At 59.0% G+C, this 13,051-nt stretch carries 10 protein-coding genes; 8 read left to right on the top strand and 2 right to left on the bottom strand.

Annotated features, from left to right (window positions below):
- Nucleotides 1–154: 154 nt before the first annotated feature.
- Nucleotides 155–1,183, bottom strand: a complete 1,029-nt coding sequence (locus EOI86_RS11225) for an amidohydrolase family protein (RefSeq protein WP_127765308.1) — start codon at nucleotides 1,181–1,183, stop codon at nucleotides 155–157.
- A 192-nt stretch (nucleotides 1,184–1,375) separates the two neighbouring features.
- On the opposite strand from EOI86_RS11225, the gene EOI86_RS11220 reads away from it, so the two are divergent.
- From EOI86_RS11220 to EOI86_RS11195, 6 genes are all read left to right on the top strand, one after another.
- Nucleotides 1,376–2,077 carry an RraA family protein gene (locus tag EOI86_RS11220; protein ID WP_127765307.1) on the top strand — a complete coding sequence of 234 codons (702 nt, stop codon included), beginning with the start codon at nucleotides 1,376–1,378 and terminating at the stop codon, nucleotides 2,075–2,077.
- A gap of 375 nt (nucleotides 2,078–2,452) precedes the next feature.
- The gene (locus EOI86_RS11215; protein WP_205032175.1) at nucleotides 2,453–3,796 is read left to right on the top strand and encodes an NAD(P)/FAD-dependent oxidoreductase; all 1,344 of its coding nucleotides are present in this window, start codon (nucleotides 2,453–2,455) and stop codon (nucleotides 3,794–3,796) included.
- A gap of 120 nt (nucleotides 3,797–3,916) precedes the next feature.
- The gene (locus tag EOI86_RS11210; protein ID WP_193555785.1) at nucleotides 3,917–4,960 is read left to right on the top strand and encodes an ABC transporter substrate-binding protein; all 1,044 of its coding nucleotides are present in this window, start codon (nucleotides 3,917–3,919) and stop codon (nucleotides 4,958–4,960) included.
- A 99-nt stretch (nucleotides 4,961–5,059) separates the two neighbouring features.
- Nucleotides 5,060–6,145 carry an ABC transporter ATP-binding protein gene (locus tag EOI86_RS11205; RefSeq protein ID WP_127765306.1) on the top strand — a complete coding sequence of 362 codons (1,086 nt, stop codon included), beginning with the start codon at nucleotides 5,060–5,062 and terminating at the stop codon, nucleotides 6,143–6,145.
- Nucleotide 6,146: 1 nt separating this feature from the next.
- Nucleotides 6,147–7,040: an ABC transporter permease gene (locus tag EOI86_RS11200; protein WP_127765305.1), complete on the top strand. Its 894-nt coding sequence runs from the start codon at nucleotides 6,147–6,149 to the stop codon at nucleotides 7,038–7,040.
- Nucleotides 7,040–7,861 carry an ABC transporter permease gene (locus tag EOI86_RS11195; protein WP_127765304.1) on the top strand — a complete coding sequence of 274 codons (822 nt, stop codon included), beginning with the start codon at nucleotides 7,040–7,042 and terminating at the stop codon, nucleotides 7,859–7,861. Before EOI86_RS11200 ends, EOI86_RS11195 begins: the two co-directional genes overlap by 1 nt.
- A gap of 50 nt (nucleotides 7,862–7,911) precedes the next feature.
- Here EOI86_RS11195 and EOI86_RS11190 read toward each other — a convergent pair whose 3' ends face one another.
- Nucleotides 7,912–8,580, bottom strand: a complete 669-nt coding sequence (locus EOI86_RS11190) for a TetR/AcrR family transcriptional regulator (RefSeq protein ID WP_127765303.1) — start codon at nucleotides 8,578–8,580, stop codon at nucleotides 7,912–7,914.
- 126 nt (nucleotides 8,581–8,706) lie between these two features.
- Here EOI86_RS11190 and EOI86_RS11185 point away from each other — a divergent pair, with 126 nt between their 5' ends.
- Together EOI86_RS11185 and EOI86_RS11180 are read left to right on the top strand one after the other, a co-directional pair.
- On the top strand, nucleotides 8,707–9,870 hold the full coding sequence (locus tag EOI86_RS11185) for an efflux RND transporter periplasmic adaptor subunit (RefSeq protein WP_127765302.1): 1,164 nt from the start codon (nucleotides 8,707–8,709) through the stop codon (nucleotides 9,868–9,870).
- Between the two features lie 34 nt (nucleotides 9,871–9,904).
- Nucleotides 9,905–13,048 carry an efflux RND transporter permease subunit gene (locus EOI86_RS11180; RefSeq protein WP_127765301.1) on the top strand — a complete coding sequence of 1,048 codons (3,144 nt, stop codon included), beginning with the start codon at nucleotides 9,905–9,907 and terminating at the stop codon, nucleotides 13,046–13,048.
- Nucleotides 13,049–13,051: the final 3 nt, after the last annotated feature.

The following is a 13,051-nucleotide window of genomic DNA, read 5'->3' as shown; positions in this document are numbered from 1 at the left end:
ATCGCCACCTAACGCTTTTGCGTAGTGGGTAACAAGAGCAATGATGGTCTCGGCCTTCGGCCTGCCGGAAAGCGCCGATGTTGCCGTGGTCGGATCGTTTTCTATTGGAATGCCTGAGTGACTGCCTCGCGCCGCCATGTCGTGCGGCCGCCTGTTATGCCGTTTCGTCCAGTCGATAGAAAGCGACGGCGTTGTCGTGAAACAGCGCCGCCTTTTCAGCCGCGCTGTAGTTGGCCGCGAGCCGCTGGAACGAATTCCAGATGACCGTATAGCTGGCCGATACCTTGTCGACGGGAAAATTCGACTCGAACATGCAGCGCTCGACCCCGAAACAGTCGAGCGTATGCTCGTAGTAGTCTTTTGTCGCGTCAGCCAATTCCGCGCTGGTCGGCGGTCGGGGTTGTTCGTGGAACCCGAACCCGTTCAGCTCCATCACCAGTCCACCCAGTTTGGCGACCACGTTCGGGCATTCCGAAAGGGCGCGAAGTTGCTCCTTCCAGACGGTAAATATCTCTGCCTGCTTGCCGGCATAGGGGCCGATCCCAAGTGGGCAGCCGAAATGGTTGAGGACGATGCGCGCATTCGGGAAGGTACGGGCGAGGTCGAGCAGTTCGGGCATCTGTGGGTGGTAGACCAGTGCTTCGAAACTGTAGTCGCGTTTGACCAGTTCGGCGAAGCCTTCGCGGAACTTCGGGTCCATATAGGTATGCGGCCCCCGGACGTTCCGGCCGATGGGAATATGGTCGCTGGCCGCATCCCAGGCAGCCTGGTGACGGATGCCGCGGAATCGGCCCCCGCCAGCCGCCTCATGCGCTTCCAGCACGGCCGCGACGGGACTTCCCAGGCAAAAATCCGCGTTGCCGATGATTCCCGCGCAGACCCTGGTTTCGCCATAAAGGCCCGACGCGCTCATGGCGGCGACGCCGTTGACGAACTCGGTCTCGCCGATCACCCGCAATTCAGGCGGGCCGGTTCGCTTGTACATGGCCCCGCACTCGATAAAGACGGTGGAGGTTATGTTGTGCCCGCTTTTCAGATCGGCCTGGATCTCGTCCATAAGATACCGGTGCCAGACGCGCTCGTTACGGAACTCCCACAGGTGATGGTGGGGGTCGCATATGGGTATTTCGGGATCGATCGGATCCTCGATCACCTGCGCAAGCCATTCCGCGTTCCCTGACATGACCTTATCCTCCCAGACTGTTCTTTAGGCCCTTATAGCAATTGAATCGTCCAGAGTCCCTTCTCTGAAGGTTGCCCGTCGGTGATTGGACCCTTTCCTGCCGTGCCGGTAGACTTTGCAAGGATACGTCATCAAGATGACGTACGGGAATACGCGCCGTTGATCGCGCGCAATTATAACAAGGGGAGTGGAATGACAAATATCACCGCGGACGACCTCGCCGTGCTGACCCAGTGGGATACGCCGACCATTTGCAATGCGCTCGAAGAGGTGATGCCGGAACGGCGCGGTCACGGTTTCACGACGGAACCGCTTGTCCCGCTCGATCCCGACCTGCCGCCGATCTGCGGTTTCGCAAGAACCACGACGATCCGCGCAGCGGAGCCGCCAAACGAGTCGCCGGCCGAAACCGCAGCGAAGCGAGCGGCCTACTACGAATATATCGCGCAACAGCCCATGCCGGCCATTGTCGTCATCCAGGATCTCGATCCGAGGCCAGGGACGGGCGCCTTCTGGGGGGAAGTCCAGACCAATATCCACAAGGGATTGGGGGTGGCCGGCTGTGTCACCAACGGATCTTTCCGGGACGTCACGGACAGCGCACGGGGTTTCAATCTGTTGGGTGGGCGGATCGGTCCCAGCCATGCCTATGTCCACGTCGTCGACATCGACTGTCAGGTGACGGTCTACGGCCTGACGGTGTCGACGAACGATATTGTCCATGCCGACCGTCACGGGGCGGTGATGGTGCCGCTGGAGGCGGTAAAGAAAATTCCGGCAGCCGTCGACCTTATCGCGCGGCGGGAGGCGAAGATCATTGCTGCCGCCCAGGCCCCGGGCTTCGACGTGGAAAAACTGAAGGCCGCCATGGGGGCCGCCAAAGACATCCACTAATGGGTAACCCGCGGGAGAGCCCCCGGGAGAGCCCACGGGGGGGGGCACGGGCGGGCGCCGTCGGCGAATGTTCTCCGGCAATCGGCTCAAGCGGCGGCCCGGCGGCCGTTATCAATGCCGGTTCACCCCATCCGGCAACCGGCATGTGCCGTTCAAGGAATCGAGCTGTGCCGCGCTTGCCCGACCTCGACGATGAAGCTTGGGTTATAAGTAAATCGAAATTTAATATAACTCTATTTAAATTGACTTTATTCGTCACCCACCTAACGCTTGTAAATCGAAATTAAGAACAGCAACAAGGTGGCGAGTGTTGTGGCGAGCGTAATGGGGGCGTCCGGGCAGTTGGCCGGAAACGGGGCAAGTGATTCTTCGGCGGTGGAACGAGTAAGTTCACTGGCTGGCAATGGCGTTTTTGCCGACGATTACAGGGAAACACCCAGCTGGCTGGACGATGTCGCCCCTTTCACGGGCGGGTCCGCAGAATTGCCGGAAAGCACCGATGTGCTTGTCATCGGATCCGGTTATACCGGCCTGAGCGCGGCGTTGCAGACCGCACGCGGTGGCCGGAAGACCGTCGTCATCGATAGTGCGGATATGGGGCATGGCTGCAGCACCCGGAACGGTGGCCAAATCAGCACCAGTATCAAGCCGACCCAGGAGGCCTTGGCGAAAATGGTCGGCGCCGAAAAAGCCCGTGCCGTTCGCCAGGAAGGGGTCAATGCCCTCAAATGGATTGAAGAGTTTATCCGCGAGGAAGAAATCGACTGCGATTTCAGGCGCGTTGGTCGTTTCCATGCGGCACATACCCCAGACCATTATGAAGCCCTTGTCCGCACGGCCGAACAGGGACGGCGGGAAGAGGGGATCGAATCCGTCGTCGTGCCGAGGTCCGAACAGCGGCGGGAATTGGGAACGGACGCGTACTACGGCGGGGTCGTTTATTCCCGTCATGCCTCTGTCCACCCGGCCAAATACCATCGGGGTATGTTGAACAAGGTTGAAGCGGCGGGCGCTGTTCTGGTCCCCCATTGCGAGGCGACCGGGTTGATCGAAGAAGCCGACTGCGTTCGCGTTGTGACCGCCAAGGGCGAAATTCGCGCACGGGATGTGGTGGTCGCCACGAATGGCTATACAACCAACCTCACGCCCTGGCTTAAACGCCGGATCATCCCGATCGGTAGTTACATCATTGCGACTGAGGAATTGGCCCCGGATTTGGTCGACGAACTGTTCCCTACCGACAGGATCGCCAGCGACACCTGCCGTGTCGTCTATTACTACCGCGCTTCACCGGACCGAAAGCGCATCGTTTTCGGCGGCCGGGTTTCGGCGGACGAGGTTGACCCGCGGATCAGCGGTCCCTTGCTGCATCGGGATATGGCAAGAATATTCCCGCAGCTGAGGGATGTGCGCATTTCACGATCGTGGCATGGCACTGTCGCCTATAGTTTCGATGAACTTGCCCATATCGGGTCGCGCGGGCGGGTCCACCACGCGCTCAGCTACTGCGGGTCTGGTGTTTCCATGGCCAGTTACCTGGGCATGCGCACGGGACAGAAAATTTTGGGGTCGGCGGAAGGCAAGACCGGCTTTGATGGGATGCCGTTTCCGACGCGGCCCTTCTACACCGGTAATCCATGGTTTTTGCCTTGGATTGTCTCTTGGTACCGCTGGCGCGACCAGCAGGAATGCCGGAAGGCATTGAAGACTCGGGGGTGATGTTTCTACGGTTATACCGAGTGCCGGGGAAAAGGCCGTTGCGGGCACGAGTTTGATTCGACGCAAGGGCGTAACGAAAAGGGAATAGGCTACACAGCCTATCGAGCAAGGAGAACAGGAATGAAGCAGAAACTACTCGCAACCGCCGTCGCCGCGACGATGGCAATGGGCGTTTCCGCCGCCAGCGCGGATTCGGTCACGATCGCGTCCTGGGGCGGTTCGTATCAGGAAGCGCAGAGCAAGGCGTTGTTCCAGCCCGCATCGGCGAAAACCGGTATTGAGGTCAAGGAAGAAACCTATGGCGGCATGTCCGACGTGCGCCTTCAGGTTCAGACCGGCGCCGTGACGCTGGACATCGTCGCCAGCGGTTCCGGCTCCGCCTCGCGCGCGGGTGCGGAAGGTCTGCTCGAGGAATTGGATTACAACCTTATTGACGTGTCGACATTCTATCCGACGCTGAAGATGAAGTACTGCGTCGGCGGCGACGTTTTCTCGACCGTCTATGCTTGGAACACCGCCACGTATGGGGAAAACGGGCCGCAAAGCTGGGCAGATTTCTGGGACGTTGAGAAATTCCCGGGCAAGCGCGCTTATCGCGGCAAGGTCTCCGGGGCCCTAGAACCCGCCCTGATGGCCGACGGTGTCGCGCCGGAGGATGTATATAAAGTTCTGTCGTCCGAAGAAGGGATCGAGCGCGCGCTCGACAAAATCCGCGAGTTGAAGCCGCATATCGATGTCTTCTGGTCGTCCGGCGCCCAGCATGCGCAGTTGATGAAGGACGGTGAGGTCGACATGACCACCGGTTGGAACGGTCGTTTCGACAATGCCAAGAAAGATGGCGCGAAGGTCGCCTACAGCTTCAATCAGGCGCTGCTGGACTATGATTGCTTCGCCATCCCGAAGGGCGCGCCGAACAAGGATACGGCTATGAAGTTCCTGGCCGAGATTTCGAAGGCCGAGTATCAGGCGAACCTGCCGAAATACATCACCTACGGGCCGACCAACAAAGCCGCCTATGACTACCCGACCATCGACCAGGAAGTTGCGAAAACGCTGCCGTCCCATCCGGACAATGCGAAACTTCAGCTGCCTGTTGATATTGAGTGGTATGCGAAATGGGAAACCATTGCCGCGGAAATGTACCAGGAAATGCTGACCGAATAGGTTAGTATAGAGGTTGATGAAGGCGGGCCGGTTCCAAATGGCCCGCCTTCATTGCTTGAAGCTGACAAGAATGACGCATAGCCAGACCGGATAACCTGTATGACGAAGCCCTCCGAAGCCCTGCCGATCACCATCCGCAACGTTACGAAGACATACGGCAAGGTATTCGCCTTGAACGACGTCAGTTTGGATGTACGCAGCGGCGAGTTTTTGACCCTGCTGGGTCCGTCGGGGTCTGGAAAAACGACACTGCTGATGGTCTTGGCCGGGTTCACGCGCCCGGACTGCGGCAGTCTGAAATTCGGTGACGACGAAGTCATTAGAAAGCCGCCGCATCTGCGCGATGTCGGAATGGTGTTTCAGAACTACGCGCTGTTCCCGCACATGACGGTTGCCGGTAATGTCGGCTATCCGCTTCGCCTGCGCCGTGTGCCCAAGGCAGAAGCGGCGGAGCGGATCGAACGCGCGCTGGAAACAGTACAATTGGGCGGATATGGCAGCCGACGGATTGACCAGTTGTCGGGCGGCCAGAAACAGCGCGTCGCGCTGGCCCGCGCCATCGTGTTCGAGCCACGAATATTGCTGATGGACGAACCGCTCTCAGCGCTGGATAAGAAACTGCGCGACCGGATGCAGATCGAATTGCGCCATCTTCACGACAAGATTGGAATGACGACCGTCTACGTGACCCACGACCAGCGTGAGGCATTGACGATGTCTGACCGGATCGCCGTGATCAACCACGGAAGGGTCATGCAATTGGACGATCCTGTCGGGATTTATGAGAAGCCAGCGAATCGTTTCGTTGCCGACTTCATCGGCGAATCCACCTTCCTGCCGGTGACCCGGGATGGCGGCAATCTGCTTTATGCGGGGCAGGTGCTGAATATTTCCGGTGACGTCCCCGATGCGTCATCCCTTTTCCTGTCGCTTCGGCCCGAACGGATCAGGATCGTCGATCAATCGGCGAGCGAAAGCATGAATACGTTCCAGGCGACCGTTCAGTACGTCGTCTATCAAGGGGATAGTTTCCTGCTTTATGCCAAACTGCCGGACGGAATAGAAGTCGGTCTGAGGGGCGTGGTGCGCGGCAACACGGTGGCCCAACTGCCGGCCGAAGGCGATACGGTGACACTGGGTGTGCATGCAGACGACACGGTCGTCATTTCCGGTGAGGAGGTCTGATATGGCCGCCATCGAGGGAACCGGCATGAATGCGGACGGGCTTCGCCGGGACGGGTTCCTTGAACGAATGAAGCTTTTCGGGCTCTGTTCGCCGGCCATATTACTGGTTTTGGTCATCTTGGTCATACCGGCGGGCTGGCTCGCCTATGTTTCCTTCCTGGGGGCGGACGGCCAGTTCTCCATGGAGAACTATTCGCGGATGATCAGCCGAAAATCCTATATGCGGATTTTCATCACCACATTCGAAGTCAGTTTCATGACGACGGGGATCTGCGTGCTGATCGGATATCCGCTCGCCTATTTCCTGTCGCAATTGCCGGCCCGGATCGCGAATATCTGCATGATCACGGTGCTTCTGCCGTTTTGGACATCGCTGTTGGTGCGGACCTATGCTTGGTTGGTTCTGCTGCAGAAGAAGGGTTTGGTGAATACCTTCGCCATTGAATTGGGATTGTGGGACGAACCGATCAAGATCGTCCACAACATGACCGGAACCCTGATCGGCATGGTCCATATCATGCTGCCCTTTTTGGTCCTGCCGCTCTATGCCTCCATGAAGGCGGTGAATCGCGACTACATGAAGGCGGCGTCGAATCTTGGCGCCAACCCGGTCTCTGCTTTCTGGACGATATTTTTCCCGCTTTCGACGCCGGGCCTTTTCGCCGGCATGTTGATCGTCTTCGTTCTATGCCTCGGCTTTTACGTCACGCCGGCCGTTCTCGGCGGCGGCAAGGTCATCATGGTGTCGATGAAAATTGCCTCCAACATCGAATTGTTCGTGAACTGGGGGGCGGCCAGCGCCCTCGGTGTCGTGCTCTTGGTCCTGACCATCGGCGCCCTGTGGCTCACGTCGCGATTCGTGCGATTGGAACAGATTGTAGGGGGTGGGCACTGATGTTGAAATGGTTGCGGGAACCGGCCTCCGAAACGCAGATCACGCATGGTGCGCGGTTGTGGCTTTATATCGTCGCCACGGTCATCATGATCCTTCTGGTTGCGCCGACATTGATCGTCGTGCCCATGTCCTTCTCGGATTCCCAGTATTTGGAGTTTCCGCCTGAGACATGGTCGACGCGCTGGTACGAGCACTATTTCACCAGTCCGGAATGGATGTCCGCCACGGTGACCTCGTTCCAAGCCGCGATTTTGACGATGTTGGTCGCGACCCCAATCGGGATCTTGGCCGCCTATGGACTGCATACGTCCAGCATGGCCTATATCCGGCTTGTTTTCGTGCTCTTGATCACGCCGATGATGGTGCCGTTGATTTTGGTGGCGATCGGCGCCTTCTATGTCTTTGTGAAGGTGAATATCGTCCACAGCCTGTTTGGGCTTGTCCTGGCGCACAGCCTTTTGGCGCTCCCGCTTGTGGTGATCGTTACCGGATCCGCATTGAAGAGCTACGACATGAATTTGGAAATGGCGGCCCGTAGCCTGGGTGCACCGCGCTGGAAGGCCTTTCTTACCGTGACGCTGCCGCAAATCCGCTTCGCGGCAATTACGGCGGCCTTGCTTTCCTTCCTCACATCGTTCGACGAAGTCGTGGTCGCCATGTTCATTTCAGGCGGTGACAATGCGACATTGACCCGGAACATGTTCAACGCGCTGCGGGATCAGATCGACCCGACAATCGCGTCGATCTCCACCATCATGGTCCTGGTCACGTCGCTGCTGATGATCCTTTCCCAGCTATTTGGACGCGCCAAGGGATCATAGATCGGCGCGGATCAAACGGTGTTGGCGCGCGGGCGGCGCGGGCGCCAATTCTAGGCGCTTGCCGTACCGGACCTGCAGCCGTTCAGGAAAATGTCCAGGGCAACATTTAGGCGCTGCTTCGCCGTTTCCTCGTTTAGTGGGGGGCGATCCACATCCACCAGATGGTCGATTGGGTTCTCGAAAACCATGTCGCAAAGCATCATCGCGCTCAAGTCGGGATCGGGCAGCGTGATTTCTCCCGCTTGCTGCGCCCGAACAAGTTCGTCGCGAACAATGGCGCGTGAAATATTGGGGCCCTCACGCAAAAAGATCTGACCCAAATCCGGGTGGGCATGGGCTTCGACGACGACGGCCCGTAAAACTGCTTTCGGTCCGGCAATGTTGGCGACACGGGTTTCGGGGTCGAACAAGGCCAGCAACCGTTCGCGCAAGGGCCGCTTTCGGGTCTCATCGTCCAGGGGTTTGACGAAAGATAACCGGATCCGGCGTATGCAGGCCTCAAACAGAGCGGCCCGGCAGGGAAACACCTCGTAAACAGTCCTTTTGGACATGCCTGCCGCCTTCGCGATGGCGGCCATGCTTGCACCTTTCAGGCCCGATTTGGCCAATAGGATTTCGGCAGCGTCGAGGATCGCGGTTTCGCGTTCCGCGGTACTCAATTCCTTCGGCCGACCGCGTTTTCTCGCGGTGCAAACATTGAGGGTGTTGCCAAGCACCATTTCTCTCCCATCTTCTTTTGCGCCTGCGAATGAATCCGCTTGCAACGCGAACCCGCTTCGATTAACAAAACCCGTCGGTTTTGTAAAATGCAATTGGGGCCATGTGCCCAACGATGGATTTGAGACATGAGAAATTCCTTCAAGCCCCTGACGGTGCTGGCCATTGCGGTGAGTTTTTTTGCCTTCGCCGCGAATTCATCTGCCCAGGCCCAGGGCCAACAAGGCGAGAAGCCGCCGCAGGCCGTCACGGTCGTAACCTTGAAGTCGCAAGACGTGACATTGACCAGCCGATTGCCGGGACGCGTTGTCGCGTCCGGCGTCGCGGAAGTGCGCCCCCAGGTAAATGGGATCATCGTGGAGCGGTTGTTCGAGGAAGGCAGCAAAGTCAAATCCGGCGATCCGCTGTATCTGATCGACCCGGCGACCTACGAAGCCCAGGTCGCCGCGGCGAAAGCGCAGGTGGCCGCCGCGAGCGCCACGCTCAAAGCATCCAGTAAGGATGCGAAGCGCGCCGAAGAATTGATCAATCGCGGGACGGTCAGTGAACAGCGCCTGGAAGAAGCGGTCGCCCAACGGGATTCTGACGCAGCAGCCCTGCAGGTTGCCCGCGCGGAACTGCAAGCGGCTGAAATCGACCTGGACCGCACGACGATCCGGGCCCGGCTTTCAGGGTCGATCGGGCGCTCCTTTACCTCCCGCGGCGCCCTCGTCACCGCTGCGCAGACTGAACCGATGGCGGTGATCCGGACGCTGGATCCGGTTCATGTGGACGTGACTCAATCGGCGGCCGAAATTCTGGCGTGGCGCAAAGGCACCATGCAGGGCCGTTTCACCGGCCTCGATACCTCCGTATCGCTGATCCTGGCCGATGGGGAAACGTTCGAGCGTAAGGGTGAGGTGACGGCAGCGGAACCTTACGTCAACGAGACCACCGGCGTTGTCACCCTGCGGATGACGTTCGACAACCCGAACGACCTGTTGCTGCCCGGCATGTATGTGCAAGTGGAAATGCCGCAAGGCAAAATCCAGAACGCGGTACTAGCCCCGCAACAGGGCGTCCAGCGCAACCGCCAGGGTGAGCCCTTTGCCTATGTTGTCGGTGAAGGCAATGTCGTCGAACAGCGGAACCTGACGATTGTCCAGGCAAGTGGTTCTTCGTGGGTTGTCAGTGCGGGGCTGCAGGAAGGCGACCGCTTGATCATCGAAGGGCTGCAAAAGATCGCGCCCGGGGCGACCGTTGCGCCGGAAGAAGCGCCTGAAGAGGTCGCTGCCCGGTCCGCCGCCGAATAATTTTCAAAACAACTAGATTTCAGGACGCCGCCTCATGGCACGTTTTTTTATTGACCGTCCGGTCTTCGCCTGGGTGCTTTCAATCCTCATCATGGGGATCGGAGTGTTGGCCATTTTGGTCTTACCCGTAGCCCAGTATCCGCAGATTGCACCACCGACAGTTCAAGTGACCGCCACCTTCCCCGGCGCGTCGGCCGAAACCGTTGCTAACACGGTCACACAGGTGATCGAACAGCAACTTACCGGCTTGGACGGAATGCGCTACATCACGTCCAACTCCACCTCATCTGGGCAGTCGCAGACGTCGATCACCTTCGAGACGGGAACCGATCCCGATATCGCGCAGGTTCAGGTTCAGAACAAGCTGGCCCAGGCCCAACCTCTTTTGCCGGAACCGGTTCAGCGCCAGGGCGTCACCGTGCGCAAGAGTTCTGCCGGATTCCTGATGGTCGTCGCGCTCATCTCCAAGGACGGCAGCTACAATCAGGTCGATTTGTCGGACTATCTGGCGTCCAACATGGTCGATGATTTCAGCCGTATCGAAGGCGTGGGGGAAGTCCGGGTCTTCGGGTCGAAATACTCGATGCGCATTTGGCTCGACCCGTCGAAGCTGGCTTCCTACGATCTTGATCCAAGCGATGTGGTCGATGCTGTTTCGTCGGAAAATGCCCAAATCTCAGCGGGTGCCTTCGGGGATTTGCCGGCGGTGGAAAATCAGCAGCTGAACGCGACGATTACCGCGCAGTCCCTGTTACAGACGCCGGAGGATTTCGAACAGATTGTCCTGCGGGCGGAAACCGACGGCGGCCTTGTGCTGTTGAAAGATGTCGCGCGGGTCGAAATCGGCGCCGAATCGTACCAGACGATTGCGCGTTACAATCGCCAGCCGGCCGCCGGCATGGCAATCAGTCTGGCCACCGGCGCGAATGCGCTGGCGACGGCCGATGCCGTTCGGGCGCGGACGGAAGAATTCGCGAAATTCTTCCCACCGGGTATCGAATACGTCATTCCTTATGACACGTCTCCCTTTGTGCGGATCTCCATTGAGGAGGTTGTTCAAACGCTTGGCGAAGCCATTATTCTCGTCTTCGCGGTGATGTTCCTTTTCCTACAGAACTTCAGGGCGACATTGATTCCGACATTGGCCGTGCCGATCGTGCTGCTCGGCACATTCGGGGTTCTCGCGGCCTTTGGATTCTCCATCAATACGCTGACCATGCTGGCCATGGTCCTGGCGATTGGCCTGCTGGTCGATGACGCCATCGTTGTGGTTGAGAATGTGGAACGCATTATGGAGGAGGAAGGCCTGTCGCCGAGGGAGGCGACGCGGAAATCCATGGGCCAGATCACCGGCGCACTGGTCGGGATCGCCCTTGTCCTGTCGGCCGTGTTCGTGCCGATGGCGTTTTTCGGCGGTTCGACAGGCGTGATCTACCGGCAGTTCGCCATCACCATCGTCTCGGCGATGGCCCTGTCCGTGGTTGTGGCCTTGACCTTGACGCCGGCCCTTTGTGCGACGCTGCTGAAAGCGAAAGATGCCCATGCCACGAAACGAGGGCCGCTCGGTTGGTTCAACCGCGGCTTCGGCGCCACCCAGAACGGTTATGCGAAAAGCGTCGGCGGTATCGTCAAACGACCCCTTCGGGTCGGTCTGATCTATCTTCTTCTGGCCGGTGGGATGGCCTGGCTATTCATAAACACGCCGACGGGATTCCTGCCGGAAGAAGACCAGGGAATTATGTTCTGTCTTGCCGAAGCGCCGACGGGCGCCACGGCGGGCCGGACGTTGGAATCGATGAAACAGGTGGAAAATCACTTCCTGGAGAACGAGAAGGATACGGTAGCCTCGATGTTCTCGGTCGTCGGTTTCAGCTTTACGGGGTCGGGTCAGAACAAAGGGTTGTGCTTCGTTCGTTTGAAGGATTGGTCCGAACGTCAGGCACCGGGACAGGATGTGAAATCCGTCGCCGGCCGCGCATTCGGGGCATTCTCACAAATCCGCGACGCATTGGTCTTCCCGGTCGTGCCGCCATCGGTCAGTGAGCTTGGCAACGTCTCCGGTTTCGATATGTACCTTCAGGCCCGCGCTGGTCAGACGCATGAACAGTTGCTGCAGGCCCGCAACCAGTTGATGGGAATGGCGGGACAAAGCCCGCTGATCGGCTCGATCCGTCCCAGTGGTTTGCAGGACGCGGCACAGTTCCGGCTGGACATCGACTGGCGCGCCGCCGGTGCCATGGGGGTCGACGCGAACGATGTGCGCGACGTTCTCTCCGTCGCATGGTCGGGTGCCTATGTGAACGACTTCATCGACCGCGGCCGCATCAAGCGCGTCTATATCCAAGGGGAACCGTCTTCAAGGGCGACCCCGGAGGATATCGAGCGTTGGCGTGTGAAGAACTCAACCGGCGATCTTGTGCCGTTCTCGAACTTTGCCAAAGGTGGATGGCGGTATGGTCCGCAAGGCCTGACACGGTTCAACGGGGTTCCGGCCATGCAGATCCAGGGGACGCCTGCCGCGGGTGTTTCCTCGGGTGAAGCACTGTTGGAAATGGAACGTCTCGCCGCACAGCTGCCGGCCGGCTATGACCTTTCCTGGACCGGCCTGTCCTATGAAGAACGGCAGTCGGGCGATCAGGCACCCTTGCTTTATGCCTTGTCGCTTGCCGCGATCTTCCTGTGCCTTGCCGCGCTTTACGAAAGTTGGGCAATTCCCTTTGCGGTGATGCTCGCCATGCCGATCGGCGCGTTGGGTGCTTTGCTGGGTGCGTTGCTTGGCGGTTTTGACAATGGCGTTTTCTTCCAAGTGGGGCTGCTGACCGTTATCGGTTTGACGGGCAAGAACGCGATCTTGATCGTGGAATTCGCGCGGGACCGGCAGGAGAAGTCGGGCGAACCCTTGCTGACTGCGGTGGTCGAAGCCGCACGCCAGCGCTTCCGGCCGATCATCATGACCTCGGTCGCCTTTTCACTCGGTGTCTTGCCCTTGGTGATCAGCAGCGGTGCGGGGTCCGGCGGTCGAAACGCCATCGGGTCCGGCGTTCTTGGCGGAACGATTTCGGCGACGGTGCTTGGCGTGCTCTTCGTGCCGCTCTTCTTCGTAGTGGTGCGCCGCTTGATTCCGATCCGTAAGAAGGCGGACAATCCGACGCCAGAGGAAACGGCACCGGCCGAATAACCG

This window comes from Hwanghaeella grinnelliae (assembly GCF_004005845.1).
Taxonomy (GTDB): Bacteria; Pseudomonadota; Alphaproteobacteria; order UBA8366; family Aestuariispiraceae; genus Hwanghaeella; species Hwanghaeella grinnelliae.
The sequence above is the reverse complement of the archived record's forward strand: the minus strand, read 5'-3'. Positions and strand labels throughout refer to the sequence as shown.